Below are 17,997 nucleotides of genomic sequence, written 5' to 3'. Positions count from 1 at the left end.
GGGGGGGCGCCGCCAAACGTGGTCAGTTCTCAGAGGCTGTCACCCGACGCCCAGGTACGCTTCCTTGATGGCCGGATTGGCCAGCAGTTCCTTACCCGTACCGCTGTGCGTTATTTCTCCCGTTTCCAGCACGAAGGCGCGGTGCGCCCGGGCGAGCGCCTGGTTGGCGTTCTGCTCCACCAGCAGCACGGTGGTGCCCTGGCTGTTGATCTCGGTGATGATCTTGAAGATCTGCCGGATGAACTGTGGCGCCAAGCCCATGGACGGCTCGTCCAGCAGCAGCAGCTTTGGGTTGGACATCAGTGCCCGGCCAATCGCCAGCATCTGCTGCTCGCCTCCGGACATGGTTCCACCCAGTTGCTTCTGGCGTTCCAGCAGCCGCGGGAACAGATCAAAGACACGGTCAATGTCCGCGGCCATACCACTGCGGTCCTTGCGCCCATAGGCGCCCATATCCAGGTTCTCCATCACGGTCATGCCGGGAAAGATCCCGCGGCCTTCCGGCGCCTGTGAAATGCCCTGCACCACGCGGATGTGGGCCTTCATCTTGGTGATGTCCTCCCCGGCGAACCGGATGGATCCGCTGGAAGGGTTCAGCAGGCCGGAAATGGTCTTCATTGTCGTGGTCTTGCCGGCTCCGTTCGCCCCGATGAGGGAGACGATCTCGCCTTCCTCGACGGTAAAGGACATGTCCTTAATGGCTTGGATGCGGCCGTAGTGGACGGAAACATTGTTCAGCTCAAGCAACGTCATCTTCGGGCTCCCCCAGGTAGGCGGCAATCACGCGCGGGTCTTCACGAATCTCGGCCGGTGCGCCGTCCGCCAGCTTCTTGCCGAACTCCAGCACCACAATCCGGTCCGTGACGCCCATCACGAGTTTCATGTCGTGCTCGATCAGCAGCACGGTATATCCGTCATTGCGGATGGTCCGGATGAGCTGCATGAGCTCTTCCTTTTCGGCTGGGTTGAAGCCGGCGGCGGGCTCGTCGAGACACAGTACCTTGGGATCGGTGGCCAGCGCGCGGGCAATTTCCAGCCGGCGCTGATATCCGTAGGGCAGGTGCCGGGACAGGAACTGCGCGTGATCGGCGATGCCAACGAACTCCAGCAAAGCCATGCCGCGCTCGATGGCCGATTTCTCCTCGCGCACGTGCGTCGGCAGGCGCAGCAGCGCTCCGCCCACGCTGGTCCGGTGCCGCGCGTCAAGGCCGACGACGACGTTTTCCAGGGCTGTCATCTCCCCAAACAGGCGGATGTTCTGGAAGGTCCGGGCAAGCCCCTGCCGCGTAATTTTGTGCTGCGCAAGACCGCCGAGCGACTTGCCCTCCAGCAGCACTTTGCCACTGGAGGGCTTGTACACACCGGTCATGGCATTGAAGCACGTCGTCTTGCCGGCGCCGTTCGGGCCGATCAGCCCGAGGATTTCCCCCCGCAGGATGTCAAAGGTGACGTTGTCCAGCGCCGTGAGGCCGCCGAACTTCATCGTCAGGTTTTGCACCTGCACAAGAGGGTCGCCCACCTTCACGGCGATATCCCGGTCCGGGGCTACTCTCTCTGCGACCTCCAGGTCCACGCCTCGGCTGGCCAACGCCTCGACGTCGATTTCCGGTTCCAGGGCCTCGCTCATGTTTGTGCCCCCTTCTCTTCGTCGCTCACCCTGGTGGACATGGCGCGGGAGCCGCCCGCATCACCCACGCCCTTGCGCCCGGTGACTTTGTTATAGGCGGCGCGCCCGTAGGCCAGCAGCCGCTGCCGTGCCGGCAACAGACCGGCGGGTCGGAAAATCATGATCAGCACCAATGCCACGCCGAAGATGAGGAACTTGTATTCGGCGATCGCGGTGAAGCGCAGCGGAATGTACGCCACCAGTGCCCCACCGAGGATTGCGCCGACCTTGTTGCCGGTGCCGCCCAGCACGACCGCACAGAGGAACAAAACCGAGGTGACGACGTCGAACTTCTGGTTGTTCACAAAGCCCACCTGACCGGCGAACAGGGCCCCGGAGAGACCGCCGACCGAGGCGCCGATGACGAAGGCCCAGACCTTGTACTTGAAGGTCGGTACGCCCATGATTTCCGCTGCATCCTCATCCTCGCGGATGGCGATCCAGGCCCGGCCCACCCGGCTGCGCTCCAAGTTACCGGCGAGCAGCAGCACCACGATGATGACCGACAGCGTAAGCCAGTACCACGGGGTGCCATTGGAGTTCAGGAAAATTGCGTTGCCGGCGGCGTCGGTTCCCGGCGGGTGTCCAACATTCTGAAAACCGACCTGGCCCTTCATCGCGGGAATGATTGTGGCCATAATGCGGACGATCTCGCCGAACCCAAGGGTCACGATGGCCAGGTAGTCCCCGCGCAGCCGAAGGGTTGGAATGCCCAGCATGACGCCGAAGAACATGGCCACGCCCATGGCTACAGGCAGCGTCCACAGATACGGGATGTGGACATACGGCGAGTCCGGACTGGTCAGCATGGCCGCGGTGTAGGAGCCGACGGCGAAGAAGGCCACGTACCCCAAGTCCAGGAGGCCGGCGTACCCGACCACGACGTTCAGCCCGACCGCGACGAGCGCATAGATGGACATCTGCGCGCAGGCCAGCGGCCAGTTGTTGCCCGGCTCGGTGCTGATAAAGGGCGGGTTGACCACCGGCAGGAGGTAGGCCAGCACCACAATGATGATCAGGTAAAACCACTGTTTTTGCCGTGGCAGGGCGTTCCAGCGCTGCCCCAGTCCGTTGAACCAGCCACCGCGACGGTGTGCTCCGGCGGACTCGCGGTCCAGCGATATCTTCTTTGCTTCGGCCCCCGGGATCAGCGGCGGGCCTTCGGTGGTACTCATGCCTTGCTCCTTCCGAGTGAGCTTCCCAGTACGCCTTGTGGCCGCAGGATCAGGACCAGGACCAGGACCAGGAAGGCGACGACGTCGGTCCACTGCGAATTGCCCAGCAGGATCTGTCCATAGTTGCCGATCAGGCCCAGCAGGAGTCCGCCGACAAGTGCGCCGCGAACGTTGCCGATGCCACCGAGCACGGCGGCGGCGAAGGCCTTGATGCCCAGGATGAAGCCGCCATTGTATTGGACGCCGGAGGGAATCTTCATGGTGTAGAACAGTGCCGCGGCGCCGGCCAGGATGCCGCCAATTATGAAGGTGGTCATGATGATGCGTTCCTTGTTCACGCCCATCAGGGTGGCCGTGTCCGGGTCCTGGGCGACGGCACGGATGCCGCGGCCGGTGCGGGACCGGCTGATGAAGAGGTCGATCACGATCATCATGATCACGGCCGCCACCACGATGACGATCTGCTGCGAGTCGATGATGGTTCCGAACACGTCGAAGATCGGCGTTGGGTGGAACATGGTCAGCGCGCGTTCCGGGCTGGGCCCGCGCCACAGGTACAGCAGGTACTGAATGGAAAAGGAGACGCCGATGGCGGTAATCAGGAAAGCGAGCCGCGGGGCGTTCCGGCGCCGCAGTGGTCGATAGGCGACGCGCTCGACGATGACAGCGGTGAGCGCCGAAACGATCATCCCCACCACCAGGGCCAGGATTAGGTTTCCGACGATGGCCCAGAATCCCAGGTGCGGGGCGGACGGGCCGAAGTTCAGGGCGCTGAGGGTGAACCACACCCCGAAACAGCCCATGATGAAGACTTCTGAATGAGCAAAGTTAATCAGGTTCAGCACGCCGTAGACAAGCGTGTAACCCAACGCGACAAGCGCGTAGATGGATCCGAAAGTCAACCCGTCAAAGGTCGCACTCCAGAAGTTTTCGATCAGCGACGGGACGTCGAAACTGATCCAGTCATTGTCCATCGGCATGGACGCGAGAAGTGAGGGAAGCATTGGCACATCCTGATCAGGCTGGACTGCGGGCATCGTTGGCCCGAAGCGCAGCGCCGGTACTGAGGTCTTGGTGCGGAATCACGAAAATGCTGCGGGGCCGGATGTTGCCGGCCCCGCAGCATCTCGTGTTCTTGCGGGAGTTCGGGCTGATTTGCCCGGTCCGGCTACTCGCCGATCGGGCCGACAGGAACGATCTTTCCGTTGTCGACCTTGTATCCGTAGACCGTCGGGGCCTGGAGCTCGCCCTTGCTGTCCCACTTGTAGTGCTTGCTCAGACCGTCCTTATCATAGGACTTGACCCAGGCAAGCAGGTCCGGCCTGGTCTGCTTGCCGGCGTCAATTCCGGAGAGCAGCACCGTAGCTGCGTCGTAACCTTCGATCGAGTAGGTTCCCGGTTCCGCGTTGGCCAGCTTCTTGTAGGCGGTCTCAAAGGTGGGAATCAGCTCACCGGGGATGCAGGGGCAGGTGAAGTAAGCGTTGTTGGATGCGTCACCGGCCTGCTTGATGAACTGGTCATCCTTGACACCGTCGGGGCCAATGAACGTGCCGGTGAAGCCCTTGGCCACCAGCTGCTGGTCGAAGGGGGCGCCTTCGGCGTAGTAGCCGGCGTAGAAGACCGCATCCGCTTTGGCGTTTATGATCTTGGAAATCACGGCGGAAAAGTCCTTCTGGCCGGTCGTGACCTTTTCCGTGCCCGCCAGGGCGCTGCTCAAGCCGGCGGAAGTCGAGGTGGCCAGTCCGATGCCGTACTCGGAATCGTCCTGCACGACATAGATCTTCTTGGCTTCCAGCTTGCCGGTCAGGAACTTCGCCGCAGCCGGTCCCTGGACTCCGTCATTGCCCAGCCCGCGGAAGAAGGTGGTCCAGCCATTTGTCGTCAGCGAAACACCTGTGGCCGACGGAGTGATGTGGACAAGGCCCTTCTGCTCAAAAATGTTGCCCGTGGCCTTGGATTCGCCGGAGAACGGCAGACCTACGACGCCGATGATGTTCGGCTCGCTGACCACTTGGGTAACAGGACCGGTGGCCTTGTTCGGGTCGCCTTCCGTGTCGTACTTCTTGAACTGGACCTGGCAGCCCGGGTTCGCCGCGTTGTGCTCATTGATGGCCAGCTGGATGCCGTTGAAGATGTTCACGCCCAACTGGGCGTTCGCACCGGTTTCGGCTCCGGCGTAGGCCAGCGTCGTGGTTGCGGGGCATTTGCCCTTGCCATCACCCTTGGGGAGCACTGCCCCCGCCGGAGTGTCGATCTTGGTCAACGCGGGGATGTTCACCTTGTTGGCCGCGCCCGCGCCCGCGCCGGCCGTATCGCCGGATCCACTGGTTCCTGGCTGGTTGGCACAGGAGGAGAGCAGCAGCCCGAGGGCGGCCGCAACTGCCAGCGTGGTGGAGACTTTCTTTCGGTACATAAGTTTTTGCCTTCCGAGCCGCATCCGATACGTGGGAGCGCCATTGTTCCCACGTTCGGCGCCGAATATGTTCCCTGAGACTACAACGAAATTTGTGTGGTTCAGAACACATCCGTGCAATTTGCGGTACCCGCCGTGTCGGGTGTCGCCGGGTCGTTGCACACCTTGCTTTGTCCGAGGTGGAAATTTGCCGTAAACACGCGGAAATTTCGGCCGTCCGCAGCCCATCCCGCTGCCAGCTTTACCGAATTGCAACCAAAAATGGCCCCGACCAGGCGGACGCACCGGCCGCGCAACCTGTCACAAAAAAAACTGCCCGCCTTCCTTTCGGGAGGGCGGGCAGCAGCCTGGCCTGCGCAGCGCGGTCAATCAGCCCGCGGAGCGCAGCCAGCCGGCACCTACCCCTGCAGCGATTCCAAGACCTCATTGAGCGTGGTCGAGGGGCGCATGATGGCCACCACCTTGCTCACATCCGGGTGGTAATAGCCGCCAATGTCCACCGGGGAACCCTGCACGGCAAGTAGCTCGGCCGTGATGGTGTCCTCGTTGGAAGCCAGCGCCTGCGCCACCGCGGCAAAAGCCTCCGCCAGCTCCGCATCCTCGGTCTGCTTGGCCAATTCCTGGGCCCAGAACTTGGCCAGGTAGAAATGGCTGCCGCGGTTGTCGATCTCCCCGCTTCTGCGGCTGGGCGATTTGTTCTCCAGCAGGAACGTGCCGGTGGCCCGGTCCAGCGTATCGGCAAGGATTTGAGCGCGGGCATTGTTGGTGCTGATGGCCAGATGCTCAAAGCTGACGGCCAAGGCCAGGAACTCCCCCAGGCTGTCCCAGCGCAGGTGATTTTCCTTCAGCAGCTGCTGCACATGCTTCGGTGCGGAGCCGCCGGCACCCGTCTCGAAAAGGCCACCACCGTTAATGAGCGGAACCACGGAGAGCATCTTGGCGCTGGTGCCCAGTTCGAGAATCGGGAACAGGTCTGTCAGGTAGTCACGCAGCACATTGCCCGTCACCGAGATGGTGTCCTCGCCCTTGCGGATGCGCTCGAGCGTGAAGGCCGTGGCGTCCTGCGGCGACATGATTTCAATCTGCAGGCCGTCGGTGTCGTGGTCCTTGAGGTATTCGCGGACCTTAGCGATCAGGATGGCGTCGTGTGCCCGGCCCTCGTCCAGCCAAAATACGGCCGGCATGGCGGAGGCACGTGCACGGCTCACGGCCAGTTTGACCCAGTCCCGCAGCGGCACGTCCTTTGTCTGGCAGGCGCGCCAGATGTCACCGAGTGCCACTTGGTTCTCCAGCAGGACGGTGCCATCATCGTCGATGATCTGCATGGCTCCGGCGGCGTGGACTTCGAAGGTCTTGTCATGGCTGCCGTACTCCTCGGCCGCCTGCGCCATCAGGCCCACATTGGGGACGGTGCCCATGGTAGTGGGGTCGAAGGCACCGTTGGCGCGGCAGTCGTCGATGACCACCTGGTACACGCCGGCGTAGGAGCTGTCCGGGATGACCGCCAAGGTGTCGGCTTCCTTGCCGTCCGGTCCCCACATATGCCCGGAGGAGCGGATCATCGCCGGCATCGAGGCGTCCACAATGATGTCGCTGGGCACGTTCAGGCTCGTAATGCCCTTGTCCGAATCCACCATGGCCAGGGCCGGCCCCTCAGCCAACCCCTTCGTGATCGCGGCTTCGACACCGGCACGGACGTCAGCGGGCAGCTCCGTGAGTCCGTTAAGAATGGCGGCAAGGCCGTTGTTCGGGCTGACTCCCGCTGCCGCCAGCTGGTCCCCGTAGGTGGCGAAGAGATCGGAAAAGTATGCCTTGACGACGTGGCCGAAGATGATCGGATCGGAAACCTTCATCATGGTGGCCTTCAGATGCGCCGAGAACAGCACACCCTCCTCCTTGGCCCGGGCCACCTGGGCGGCCAGGAACGTATCCAGCGCGGCCGCGCGCATCACGGTGGCGTCCACAACCTCGCCGGCCAGCAGGCCGAAGGCGTCCTTGAGGATCTCGACGGTCCCATCCTCGTGCACCAGTTGGATCTTGACCGTACTGTCGGCGGCAACGACGATGGACTTCTCGTTGGAGCGGAAGTCATCGGCGTCCATGTGTGCGACGTTGGTCTTGGATTTCGGGCTCCAGTGGCCCATGGTGTGCGGGTTCGCCCGGGCGTAGTTCTTCACCGACAGCGGCGCCCGGCGATCCGAGTTGCCCTCGCGCAGCACCGGGTTGACGGCGGAGCCTTTGATCTTGTCGTACCGGGCCCGGATCTGCTTCTCTGTATCGGAGGACGGATTGTCCGGATAGTCGGGCAGCGCGTATCCCTGGCTCTGCAGCTCCACAACTGCTGCCTTCAGCTGGGGAACGGAGGCGCTGATGTTGGGCAGCTTGATGATGTTGGCTTCCGGCGTCCTGGCCAAGGCGCCCAGCTCCGACAGTGCATCGTCCATGCGCTGATCGTCGCGCAGGAAGTCGCCGAAGCTGGCAATGATCCGGCCGGAGAGCGAGATATCGCGCGTTTCCACTTCCACGCCGGCCGTCGAGGCATACGCTTCGATGATCGGCAGGAACGAATAGGTGGCCAGCATCGGGGCTTCGTCCGTGTGGGTATAGATTATTTTGGCCATGGGTGGGGCGTCTCCTACGAGGGTCGACTAACGGAAATTCTGTGTTATCTCAACAGCTCTAACTTACCTGAGCCGGTGTCAGTGAAAGAAGTGCCGGCACCGTTGAGACATGGTCGTACCTGCGGCAGTATCAGTGAAAGAAATGCCGGGCACCAGTGAGGTACATGGTCACGCCGGCGGCGGCGGCAGCGGCGATGACTTCCTCATCGCGCATCGAACCGCCCGGCTGGACGACGGCGCGCACGCCGGCCGCAAGCAGGATCGCCAGGCCGTCCGCAAAGGGGAAGAACGCGTCCGACGCCGCCACCGCACCACGGGCGCGTTCGATCGGGACACCGTCCGCACCAAGGCTGAGCGTGTTCGCGCGTTCAACGGCCAGTTTGCAGGAGTCCACCCGGTTGACTTGGCCCATGCCCACCCCCACCGATGCACCGTTATTGGCCAGCAGGATGGCGTTTGACTTCACCCCGCGCAGCGCCTTCCAGGCGAAAGCGAGATCGGCCAGCGTGGCTTGGTCCGCGGCCTTCCCGGACACCAGCTGCCAGGTCGACGGATCGTCGCCGCCGGCATCCAACCGGTCCGAGGCCTGCACCAGCATGCCCCCTGATACCTGCTTGAATTCCACCTCGGAGCGGGCATAACCTTCCGGCAGGGTGAGCAGCCTGATGTCCGCCCGCTTGCGCAGCCGCTCGAGGGCATCCGGGGCAAAGGACGGCGCGATGATGACCTCGGTGAAGATGCCTTTGAGCCCGGCCACCATCTGGTGCGTGACGGGACGATTGCTGGCGATCACGCCGCCGAAGGCCGAATCCGGGTCGCAGGCGTGGGCTTTAGCATGGGCATCCGCTACCGGGTCAGCGGCTGCGGGGTCGGCCACGGCGATGCCGCAGGGATTGGCGTGCTTGACCACGGCAACCGCCGGCTGGTCGAAATCGAACGCCGCGCGCAGGGCCGCATCCGCGTCCACGTAGTTGTTGTAGCTCATCGGCTTACCATGCAGCTGGTCAGCCTGGGCGATGCCGGGCGAAGCCGACCGGTCCACGTACAGCGCCGCTGCCTGATGCGGGTTTTCGCCGTAGCGCAGCACCTCGGACCGCTCCAAAGAAACGCCGGCGTACGCCGGCCAGTGTTCGCCGTCGTCGTTCAGTTCCTTTGCCGTCCACGCGGCCACCGCGTTGTCATAGGCAGCCGTGTGCGCAAATGCCAGCGACGCCAGCCGGCGGCGGCCGGCCAGATCGAAACCGCCCTGCTGTGCGGCGCGCAGCACGTCGGGATAACCGGCCGGGTCGACGACGACGGCCACCGACGCGTGGTTCTTCGCCGCCGCCCGGACCATGGACGGCCCGCCGATGTCGATCTGCTCAACGACGTCGTCCTGCGCCGCACCCGAGGCCACCGTGGCCGCAAACGGGTAGAGGTTGACCACCACAAGGTCGAAAACATCGATGTCCAGCTCCTTGAGCTGCGCCACATGCTCCGGCAGCCGGCGGTCCGCCAGGATCCCGGCGTGGATGCGCGGGTGCAGCGTTTTGACCCGACCGTCGAGCATTTCCGGTGAGCCTGTCACGTCCTCGACCCCTGTCACCGGCACATTGGCGGCCGCGATCCGGGCCGCTGTCGAACCGGTGGAGACGATGCTGACGCCCGCCGCATGCAGGCCCCGCGCCAGGTCCTCCAACCCGGTCTTGTCGTAGACGGAGATCAGGGCACGGCGGAGGGGAACACGGTCAAGGGGGGCGTTACTCACGAAAGCTTCTCCAAAATGTATCGACGAACGCGGCTGATGGCTGGCAAAGGGGCCACGGAAAGTTTATGCCTTCGCCTCGGTGCCGTGCGTTGCTTCCGCCCGCCGCAGTTCCTGCACCGACCAGCTGTTGCCGTCAGGATCGTCAAAGAAGAGGAAAGCACTGCCGTTCCCCTCCCCAAGGTGGGTCACCTCGCTGACCGCCACGCCGCGTAATACGAGCTCCTGGCGTGCCGCGTTGATGTCTTCCACCACCAGCTGCAGGCCCTTGAGGGAACCGGGAGCCGATCCGGAGACGCCAAGGACAATCGAGCAGGCCGAGCCCGCCGGGGTCAGCTGGACCACCCGCATGTCCGGGCGCGGCCTTACATCATGGTCGACGGTGAATCCGACCGCCTCGGCATAGAACTTTTTCGACGCATCCACATCCGCTACCGGAACCGGGATAACTTCAAGCTTCCACTCCATGCTGACCTCCATTTGTCCGTTGACCTGCTGCCTTCGCCGCAATTCCCGCCCTTGGCGTTGACCCGATGTCCTTATTTGAGCACAAACGGCCATCCGAGCACAGATCGCCAACGAAGGTTCCACGGCACCGACTACCAGCCCACGGATGCGGACAAAAGCGCTTCCGCCGTGATCGACTGGGTATGGACCACCCTGCGGCCACACGATTCGAGGAACGGTACGCCAATGAGCACCACAGAGCCCGGACCAAACGGAACAGACTCCACGCAGCTGCTCCGGCAGGTCAATGGCGTCATCTGGCCCGGTTTCCGGGGCACCACTGCTCCGCCGTGGCTGGAATCGGCCCTCACCAACGGGCTTGCGGGAGTTGTGTATTTCAGTTCCAACATCGAGCCGGGCTCCCCCGGCCAGCTGGCGGCCCTGTCCGCGCAAATCCGGGCCGTGAATCCACAGGCCATCATCGGCGTGGACGAAGAGGGCGGGGACGTTACCCGGCTGGAGTCGGCCACCGGTTCGCACCTGCCGGGTGCTGCCGTGTTGGGAAGGCTCGACGACGTTGCCCTCACCGAGGCGGCCGGTGCGGCCATCGGACGGATGTGCCGGCAGGCCGGCGTGAATCTGGTGCTCGCCCCGGTGGCGGACGTAAACACGAATCCGTTGAATCCAGTGATAGGGATCCGGTCCTTCGGCGCCGATACGGCCCTGGTCAGCCGGCACACCGCCGCCATGATCCAAGGCATCCAGCGGAACGGGGTGGGCGCCTGCGCCAAACACTTCCCCGGGCATGGGGACACGGTCTCGGACTCGCATCTGGGGTTGCCGCGGCTGAATCTGCTCCCAAGCCAACTGGAACGTGACCATCTGCCGCCCTTCCGGGCGGCCGTGGACGCAGGGGTGACCGCCGTGATGAGCGCACATATCGTGGTCCCCGGACTGGGCGACGCCGAACAGGCAGAGCTGCCGGCCACCCTGAATCCTGCCGCGGGCGCGCGGTTGCGCGCCCTAGGCTTCGAAGGTCTGCAAATCACCGATGCCCTCGATATGGCAGCGATCAGGGCCTCGGTCGGGTCCGGCCCCGGCGCGGTGCAGGCCTTACTTGCCGGCGCGGATCTGCTCTGCGTGGGCAATCCGTCCAATCCTCCTGCCGACGCCCCACGCCGATCGGGCCCCAACAACACCACCGGCGAGACGACACCTTCCGCCGCCCCCGGCCCGACGGGCCCGTCTGACATGCCTTTCCCCGCCCCCGACCCTGCGGGCCCTTACAACACCACCGCTCAGACGGCGCCCTCCACCACCCCCACCCCGACGTACCCTTCAGGTTCCCCCGCATCGGTCCAAAAGGATGAAGCCGAGTACTGCGAGGTCCGCGACGCTCTGCTGGCCGCGGTCCGGAGCGGGGAACTGCCGTTGCGCGTGCTGGAGCGTGCCGCGGCACGGGTTGCCGGCTTCGCCGCGTGGGCATCGGCTCCTTTCCCGGCACCTGGCTCAGTGGCTCCTTCGAATCCGGAGCCGGATTGGGTCGCCGCGGCCCGGCGGGCCTGCGACCTGCGGATCCCGGCCGGCATGGAGGCGCCCCGACCGGTGGGTCCGACGGTATACCTGATCGATATTCGGACCGGACACAATATGGCAGCGGGGCCGGGCCGGAACCTGATTGCTTCGGTGTTGAGTGAATCGGTGCAGCTGCACGCCATCAACGCCGCGGAGCTGGCAGCTGGCATCCCGGAAGGCGCGGTGGTCGTCGTGCTGGCCGATTCCTTAGCTGCGGGCAGCAGCCAGCTGGCCGCGCTGGCGCAGATAGCTGCCCTTGCGCCGCAGGCGATCTGCGTCAATGCCGGCGTCCCACCCCTCACCGCGCCGCCGACGGTCCTGCTCGATTGCCGCGGATCGTCCCTGGTCACCGCACAGGCAGTTACCACGCTGTTGACCGGCGGATAGCGTGCGCAGCCGCCGGGGCGAATGCTTCGGGATTAAACTACCGTGGATGGCACAGGCCTTTTCCCTCGAGAGGAATACCGATGACCGGCTCGGACCAACGCGCAGAGCTCAGGGCAGAGCTCAGGGCAGAGCTCAGGGCAGAGCTCGAGGAACTCGTGACGGAATCCTCCAATGACCAGTTTGGGGATCTTGCCGCCTTGGACACGGCAACCCTCGTGGCGGCGATGAACGCCCAGGATGCCGTGGTTCCGGCCGCCATTGCCGGTGCCACTGCCGTCATCGCCGGGGCCATCGACCGGATTTCGGAGCGCATGTCCCGCGGCGGTCGGCTGATCTATGTGGGAGCTGGAACCCCGGGTCGGCTCGGCGTCCTGGACGCGAGCGAATGTCCGCCCACCTTTGGCACCGATCCGTCTTTGGTCGTGGGCGTGATGGCCGGCGGCGCACGGGCCATCGGCTCCGCCGTCGAAAACGCCGAGGATAACGCGGCCGCCGGCGCCGCGGACATGGCCGCTCTGAACCTGACCACGGCGGATTCGGTGCTGGGCATTTCCGCATCCGGGCGGACCCCCTATGTCCTGGCGGCGCTGGAAGCCGCCGGTGCCGCCGGCGCGCTGACCATCGGGTTCGCCTGCAATCAGGGCTCGGCGCTGGGACGGAACGCGGACATTGCACTGGAAATCGAGGTCGGTCCCGAGCTCCTGACCGGATCCACTCGGCTCAAGGCCGGGACCGCGCAAAAAATGGTGCTCAATATGATCAGCACCATTGCCATGGTTCGGCTTGGCAAGACGTACCGCAACCTCATGGTCGATCTGCGGGCCAGCAACGAAAAACTTCGCGCCCGCAGCGAACGGACCGTCATTCGTGCCACCGGAACCGATGCCGCCACCGCGGCAGCCACCCTGCGCGAGGTTGACGGATCCGTCAAAGCCGCCATCCTGGTCATTATGACGGGCCTGCCACCGGACCGTGCTGCCGCCGTGTTGGAACAGCACGCCGGCCAGCTGCGCGATGCGAGAGACGACGCGTAGCGCCGTGGATCAGCGGGCAATAGCAGCCGGGATCGAGCGGATCCTGCGGCGGGCGGTCGACGACGGCACGCTCCCCTCCGCCGTGTGCGCCGTCGCGGTGCGCGGGCAGCGCTGGCCCGTCATCGCCGTCGGCGACGCCGTGCGCTGCGGGGAGGACGGCGCGCAGCTCCCGCCCGCCTCGCGGCCAGCAGCCGGGCCGGACACCTTTTACGACCTGGCCTCCATCACCAAGATCCTTACCGCCCTGACAGCCCTGACCCTGGTCGAGGCGGGGCTGCTCGATTTGGACCGGCCGCTGGCGCACTGGCTGGCAGAATATCGCAGTGCCGGCCGGGAGTCGGCCACGCTGCGGCAGCTGCTGACGCATACCGCGGGGCTGCCGCCCACGTGGGGCGGCTGGCGCAAGGCGCTGGAGGCCGGGATGCCCTTCGATCGGGCGGCCCTGCTGGCCGATCTTCTGACCGTGCCGCTGACAGAGGCTTCGGGAGCCCGATTTGAGTACTCGTGTGTCGGCTACAACACCGTGATGGCATTGGCGGAGCGGGCAACCGGGCAGCGATGGCGCGACCTGGTGGAAGCCAAGGTGCTTTCCAGACTGCCCGGCGGATTGAACTTCGCGCCGGCACCGGAAGAATGTGCGGCCACCGAGTTAATGCCCGAACTGGGTCGGGGCCTGGTGCGCGGCAGCGTCCATGATGAGGCTGCCTGGTCCTTGGGTGGTGCCTGCGGCAATGCCGGGCTGTTTGGCACCGCTGCCGGTCTGTTGAACCTGGGTGAGGCCTTGCGAACCGGGCTGACGGACTTCCTTACGCCGGAAACGGCCGCGCACATGTGGTGTGACCAACTGCCAAACTCGCTGTCCGCGGCGCGCACCGCGGCTGGACCCGCCTTCGGCCATGGGCTGGGGTTGCGGATTGGCGAGACGTCCTGGATGGGCAGTTCCGGGAGGCATGCCCGAGGTCACACGGGTTTCACCGGCACCTCCCTGCTGGTGGATCGGCACGCCGAGCTCACCGTGGTGCTGCTTACCAACCGGGTTCATCCCCATCGTGCCGGTCCTGACCTGCAACTCCTGCGCCGGGCGGTGGCCGGGAAGGTCTATGCCTCGCTGCCCGGGGCAACGCCCGAGCGCCCTGCGGCAAGATGGGCGGATTCTTAGAAGATTCTGTGAAGGTATAAGTAATGATGTCCCCATGCTTCCTTTTCCTTGCGTCGATCTGGTGCCTGCCCGGAACGTGATTGAGCACCGTCAGCTTGGTCGCTCCGGCATCGCCGTCTCGGTGCTTGGCTTGGGCTGCAGCAACCTCGGACGATCTGGAACACCCACGGAAAGCCCCCAAGCGGCAACGGAGCTGGTCCGGGCGGCGATCGACGCCGGCGTCACGCTCTTCGATACGGCGGACAACTACGGCCGGCCAGCGGGACGCAGCGAGGAGATCCTGGGCAATGCGCTTGGGTCCGACCGGGATGACCTCATTGTGGCGACGAAGTTTGGCATGCCTCCGGACGCCGGGAACGCCGAAGATTTCCAGGCCCGTGGCTCCCGCCGGTACATTGTCAGGGCGGTCGAAGCGTCCCTGCGCCGGCTTCGCACCGAGTGGATCGACCTCTACCAATTCCACACGCCGGACCCGCGCACACCCATCGACGAGACCTTGGACGCTCTGGAAACGCTTGTGAAGTCCGGAAAGGTGCGCTATTTCGGGCACTCGAACTTCGCCGGGTGGCAGATCGCCGAAGCCGAATTTGAGGCCCGCAAGCGCCCCGGCTCACGCTTCATCTCGGCTCAGAATCACTACAACCTGCTTGACCGGCGCGCCGAGAACGACGTGATACCGGCCGCGCAGGCATATGGCCTCGGGGTATTGCCCTACTATCCGCTCGCCAACGGACTCCTGACCGGCAAGTATTCCCAAGGGGCGCCCACCGGAAGCCGATTAACACATTCCCGGCAGTCACTGCTCGCAGAGGCGGACTGGCCCCGGCTGGAAAAGCTGCGGCAGTTCGCCGTCGCACGCGGCATCACCGAATTGCATGTCGCCATGTCCTGGCTTCTCTCCCGTCCAGCCGTATCCAGTGTGATCGCCGGCGCCACGACACCGGACCAAGTCCAAGCGAACCTTGCGGCCCTCAGCTGGGAGCCGACGGCCGCGGACCTCACGGAACTGGATAGTATCTTCCCGCCGGGCTCCGCCGGTCCCGCAAGTTCCCCCGGTTGATTGCCCGACGCCGTTCCGCCGTTCCTCCGATCAGGCCGTCAGTTCACCCAAGACCCGAATGAGAAGCTCCCGCTCGGCCACCTTGATGCGTTCGTGCAGGCTCTCCTCGGTGTCGTCGCCGCGGACCGCCACGGCCGTCTGCGCAAGAATGGGACCGGTGTCGACGCCTGCATCCGCGATGTGCACCGTGCAGCCCGTGACCTTGACGCCGTAGGCGAGGGCGTCCCGCACACCGTGGGCCCCGGGGAAGGAGGGCAGCAGCGCCGGATGGGTGTTTAGGTACCGGCCGGGAAAGGCCTCGATAAAGCCTGCTGCCACGATGCGCATAAATCCGGAGGAGAGCACATAGTCGGGCTGGTACGCCGCGACGGCCGCGAGCAGAGCCTCATCCCAATCGCTGCGCGTCGCGTAGTCCTTGAAGTTGACCACGAAGGTCTCGATGCCGGCATCAGCGGAACGGGCAACACCGCCGGTCCCGGGCCGGTCCGCCCCAACGGCCGCAATCTGGACTTCCAACGTTCCGGCTGAGACGGCGTCGAGTACCGCCTGCAAATTCGAGCCGGAGCCGGAGACGAGGACAACGAGACGCATGGTCCAACAGTAGGGGACCAACGCGCGAAGGCCCTAGTCGTCGTCGGCCTCCCGCTGGAATTCCTGCGGCCGGCGCTCCAGCCACGGTCCGGCGGCGAAGCCGACGACGACGCCGACGGCCACTTCCGCACCAACGCAGGCGGCGGAGGTCAGAACATCAGGTCCTATGTCGGTCAGCCTGCCTATCCCCGCCGAGCCGCGGGACAGCCAAGCCAGAACGGCCGTGATCAATGCCGCGGCCAGACCAACGGCGGCCCCCAGCACCAGGGTCGAGACCACCGCGGTAAACCAGCGTGTCCTGACTTTGATGGACAGCCACTCGTCAAAATGGTTTTCCCCCTCGCGCAGGAACCACCAGCCGCCCAGCGCGCCCGCGAACACTGGTATCACCAACGCCACGACGCCCCAGCTGAGCTGGCCCACGGGCAGTGCGCTGAGCACCGGAATGGCCGGAACGGGAGCCACCATGGTGGCCAGCGACGACACAGTAGAGCCGGTGCCGAGCGCGAAACCTGCGCCGGAAGCCCAAGCCAGGGTGGCGATCACCAGGTTCGGGATGAAACCCAGCTGGGCGAACGTCAGTACCGCCCCACCGACCACGCCGGTCTGCAGACCTTCATAGACGGCCACAATGTCTGACCAATGCCAGCCGATATCGACCACCAGCAGCACGGCGCAGAGCGTCACGGCGGCGGCCACGGCCAGCAGCCCCGCCCGGACCGCTGCCCAGACATAAGAACCGGCCCAGCGCGAGTGCTGACTGGTCCGGGCAATCCAGTGCGCCGCGTCAACGCCAATCAGCCGTCCCCAGCCAGCTGCCTCCCGGCGGGCACCGACGATCAGTCCTAGCCCCACCGGAATCAGCGGCACTACCGCACCCAGTACCAGGTTCGCATTGGCCGCCTGCGTGCGGCACACGAAGGCCGTTCCCAGTCCGGCTGCGGCATAGATGGCGAGCGCGCCCAGTAGTCCCTGCCACAGCTGGTCGGCGTAGGATGCCCGGGCCAACCGGCGCCCTGCCCGCCAGGACAACAGGAACGGAATCAGGGTCAGCCCCAGTGGAATCACGTGCAGCGTGCCAGTCTGCATTGAGGCGGAGCTGGGTCCGTCGTTGAAGCTCAGGTTCAACGGAACACCGTGCAGCACCAACCAAACTTGGCCGGCCAAGCGGGCCAGCGCATCGGCAGTTTGATTTTGGAAGCCATCCGACCACCACACCCCGACAAGCGCCACTCCAACCAGCAGGGCTGAAATCGCGGCCGCCTGCGCCGACTCGAGGATGCCCTGCAGCCATAACGGCATCGGAAACCCCTGCTGGCCGGTGCCTGCTGTCGTTTTCATCGTCTTCCATGCTCCCATGGTGCTGCCCACAGCCATAGCTACGGCGCCAGGGCTATTCGCCGGCCGGGAAGTCGAAGCTGGCCGGAATGGACGCCGGGTCTTTCCCATACACAAGCGCGATCTCCTGATGCGCCCGCAGCGTCAAGGACGTGGGGTCCGCGTCGTCCTTGGCCCCGTTCACCACCAGATGCCAGCCCTGGTCTCCGCGCCCGGTTTTACCGCCGATGCTTCCGTCCGTGCCAAGGACACCCCATTCGGTCAGCAGCTGCCCCAGAATGTACTTTTTACCGGCGGTGGCCGCTTCGATGTGCACCACGCCGGAGGTGTCGTGGGTGTGCAGTGCCGAAATCCCGGTTGCCTGTCCGCTCGCGTCGACGGCAAAGCCGATATTGGCCGGCACGGCAACCTTGTTGCCGTCCACGAAAATATCCAGATGGGCGTGGTAATGCTCCACTGTGCCCTCGGCATCGAGGATCTGCAGGCCGGCGGACTTGATCCGCTCCCCCGATCCAGCGAAATCCAACGCCCAGGCGGGGCCAGCGTCCGCTGCGCTGGCCGAGCTGGTGCCGACGGCGTCCGAGGCAGCAGTCACGCTCGACGGGGAGGCGGCGCTCGATTGTGAGGGGGCGCAGCCGGCGGCGAGGACGACGACGGTCAGCGCCGAGGCGAGCACCAGGGCGGGAGAGGAAAACGGGCGTCGACGCATGGAAGTGGACCTTTCGGGGACTGGCGATGGGCACGGAGCCGTGCGCAGATATGATTCCGGGGGCGTAATCCCCCCCCC

The 17,997-nt window shown here is 65.0% G+C and carries 15 protein-coding genes; 4 read left to right on the top strand and 11 right to left on the bottom strand.

Features of this window, described 5'->3' with window-relative positions:
* Positions 1-39 precede the first annotated feature (39 nt).
* From IV498_RS07585 to IV498_RS07550, 8 genes are all read right to left on the bottom strand, one after another.
* Entirely contained in the window at positions 40-753 is a 714-nt protein-coding gene (locus IV498_RS07585) for an ABC transporter ATP-binding protein (RefSeq protein WP_269045956.1), read from the bottom strand.
* Positions 740-1,627: an ABC transporter ATP-binding protein gene (locus IV498_RS07580; RefSeq protein ID WP_330059286.1), complete on the bottom strand. Its 888-nt coding sequence runs from the start codon at positions 1,625-1,627 to the stop codon at positions 740-742. The genes IV498_RS07585 and IV498_RS07580 overlap by 14 nt, the downstream gene beginning before the upstream one ends.
* Positions 1,624-2,841 carry a branched-chain amino acid ABC transporter permease gene (locus IV498_RS07575; RefSeq protein ID WP_269045955.1) on the bottom strand — a complete coding sequence of 406 codons (1,218 nt, stop codon included), beginning with the start codon at positions 2,839-2,841 and terminating at the stop codon, positions 1,624-1,626. The genes IV498_RS07580 and IV498_RS07575 overlap by 4 nt, the downstream gene beginning before the upstream one ends.
* Positions 2,838-3,845 (bottom strand): branched-chain amino acid ABC transporter permease, encoded by a 1,008-nt coding sequence (locus tag IV498_RS07570; protein ID WP_269045954.1) that lies wholly within the window; start codon positions 3,843-3,845, stop codon positions 2,838-2,840. Before IV498_RS07570 ends, IV498_RS07575 begins: the two co-directional genes overlap by 4 nt.
* Positions 3,846-4,009: 164 nt before the next feature.
* A complete protein-coding gene (locus IV498_RS07565) occupies positions 4,010-5,254 on the bottom strand; it encodes a branched-chain amino acid ABC transporter substrate-binding protein (RefSeq protein ID WP_269045953.1) in 1,245 nt (414 codons plus the stop codon).
* A 398-nt stretch (positions 5,255-5,652) separates the two neighbouring features.
* On the bottom strand, positions 5,653-7,875 hold the full coding sequence (locus IV498_RS07560; protein WP_269045952.1) for an NADP-dependent isocitrate dehydrogenase: 2,223 nt from the start codon (positions 7,873-7,875) through the stop codon (positions 5,653-5,655).
* A gap of 130 nt (positions 7,876-8,005) precedes the next feature.
* Positions 8,006-9,622, bottom strand: a complete 1,617-nt coding sequence (gene purH, locus IV498_RS07555) for a bifunctional phosphoribosylaminoimidazolecarboxamide formyltransferase/IMP cyclohydrolase (protein ID WP_269045951.1) — start codon at positions 9,620-9,622, stop codon at positions 8,006-8,008.
* 63 nt (positions 9,623-9,685) lie between these two features.
* A complete protein-coding gene (locus IV498_RS07550) occupies positions 9,686-10,087 on the bottom strand; it encodes a VOC family protein (protein ID WP_269045950.1) in 402 nt (133 codons plus the stop codon).
* A gap of 225 nt (positions 10,088-10,312) precedes the next feature.
* Between IV498_RS07550 and IV498_RS07545 the strand changes: the two genes are divergently transcribed.
* The 4 genes from IV498_RS07545 to IV498_RS07530 all read left to right on the top strand — a co-directional run bounded on the left by IV498_RS07545 (position 10,313) and on the right by IV498_RS07530 (position 15,281).
* Positions 10,313-12,028, top strand: coding sequence for a glycoside hydrolase family 3 N-terminal domain-containing protein (locus IV498_RS07545; protein ID WP_269045949.1), 1,716 nt, complete (start codon positions 10,313-10,315; stop codon positions 12,026-12,028).
* Positions 12,029-12,108: 80 nt separating this feature from the next.
* Positions 12,109-13,062, top strand: coding sequence for an N-acetylmuramic acid 6-phosphate etherase (murQ, locus tag IV498_RS07540; protein ID WP_269045948.1), 954 nt, complete (start codon positions 12,109-12,111; stop codon positions 13,060-13,062).
* 4 nt (positions 13,063-13,066) lie between these two features.
* On the top strand, positions 13,067-14,221 hold the full coding sequence (locus IV498_RS07535; RefSeq protein ID WP_269045947.1) for a serine hydrolase domain-containing protein: 1,155 nt from the start codon (positions 13,067-13,069) through the stop codon (positions 14,219-14,221).
* A 76-nt stretch (positions 14,222-14,297) separates the two neighbouring features.
* The gene (locus IV498_RS07530) at positions 14,298-15,281 is read left to right on the top strand and encodes an aldo/keto reductase (protein ID WP_269045988.1); all 984 of its coding nucleotides are present in this window, start codon (positions 14,298-14,300) and stop codon (positions 15,279-15,281) included.
* Between the two features lie 30 nt (positions 15,282-15,311).
* Here IV498_RS07530 and purN read toward each other — a convergent pair whose 3' ends face one another.
* The 3 genes from purN to IV498_RS07515 are packed head-to-tail and all read right to left on the bottom strand — an operon-like array spanning position 15,312 to position 17,919.
* The gene (gene purN / locus IV498_RS07525; protein ID WP_269045946.1) at positions 15,312-15,872 is read right to left on the bottom strand and encodes a phosphoribosylglycinamide formyltransferase; all 561 of its coding nucleotides are present in this window, start codon (positions 15,870-15,872) and stop codon (positions 15,312-15,314) included.
* 33 nt (positions 15,873-15,905) lie between these two features.
* A complete protein-coding gene (locus IV498_RS07520; RefSeq protein ID WP_269045945.1) occupies positions 15,906-17,213 on the bottom strand; it encodes a cell division protein PerM in 1,308 nt (435 codons plus the stop codon).
* 52 nt (positions 17,214-17,265) lie between these two features.
* Complete coding sequence (locus tag IV498_RS07515) at positions 17,266-17,919, bottom strand: hypothetical protein (RefSeq protein WP_269045944.1); 654 nt, start codon at positions 17,917-17,919, stop codon at positions 17,266-17,268.
* Positions 17,920-17,997 lie beyond the last annotated feature (78 nt).

Source organism: Paenarthrobacter sp. Z7-10, assembly GCF_026932795.1.
Lineage (GTDB): Bacteria > Actinomycetota > Actinomycetes > Actinomycetales > Micrococcaceae > Arthrobacter_M.
Note: the sequence above shows the minus strand (reverse complement) of the source record. Positions and strands in the feature narration are given on the sequence as shown.

Excerpts from the sequence above, each read along its gene's own strand:
- IV498_RS07585 (WP_269045956.1), bottom strand. The coding sequence starts at position 753 with ATGACGTTGCTTGAGCTGAACAATGTTTCCGTCCACTACGGCCGCATC.
- IV498_RS07580 (WP_330059286.1), bottom strand. The coding sequence starts at position 1,627 with ATGAGCGAGGCCCTGGAACCGGAAATCGACGTCGAGGCGTTGGCCAGC.
- IV498_RS07575 (WP_269045955.1), bottom strand. The coding sequence starts at position 2,841 with ATGAGTACCACCGAAGGCCCGCCGCTGATCCCGGGGGCCGAAGCAAAG.
- IV498_RS07570 (WP_269045954.1), bottom strand. The coding sequence starts at position 3,845 with ATGCTTCCCTCACTTCTCGCGTCCATGCCGATGGACAATGACTGGATC.
- IV498_RS07565 (WP_269045953.1), bottom strand. The coding sequence starts at position 5,254 with ATGTACCGAAAGAAAGTCTCCACCACGCTGGCAGTTGCGGCCGCCCTC.
- IV498_RS07560 (WP_269045952.1), bottom strand. The coding sequence starts at position 7,875 with ATGGCCAAAATAATCTATACCCACACGGACGAAGCCCCGATGCTGGCC.
- IV498_RS07550 (WP_269045950.1), bottom strand. The coding sequence starts at position 10,087 with ATGGAGTGGAAGCTTGAAGTTATCCCGGTTCCGGTAGCGGATGTGGAT.
- IV498_RS07545 (WP_269045949.1), top strand. The coding sequence starts at position 10,313 with ATGAGCACCACAGAGCCCGGACCAAACGGAACAGACTCCACGCAGCTG.
- murQ (WP_269045948.1), top strand. The coding sequence starts at position 12,109 with ATGACCGGCTCGGACCAACGCGCAGAGCTCAGGGCAGAGCTCAGGGCA.
- purN (WP_269045946.1), bottom strand. The coding sequence starts at position 15,872 with ATGCGTCTCGTTGTCCTCGTCTCCGGCTCCGGCTCGAATTTGCAGGCG.
- IV498_RS07520 (WP_269045945.1), bottom strand. The coding sequence starts at position 17,213 with ATGAAAACGACAGCAGGCACCGGCCAGCAGGGGTTTCCGATGCCGTTA.
- IV498_RS07515 (WP_269045944.1), bottom strand. The coding sequence starts at position 17,919 with ATGCGTCGACGCCCGTTTTCCTCTCCCGCCCTGGTGCTCGCCTCGGCG.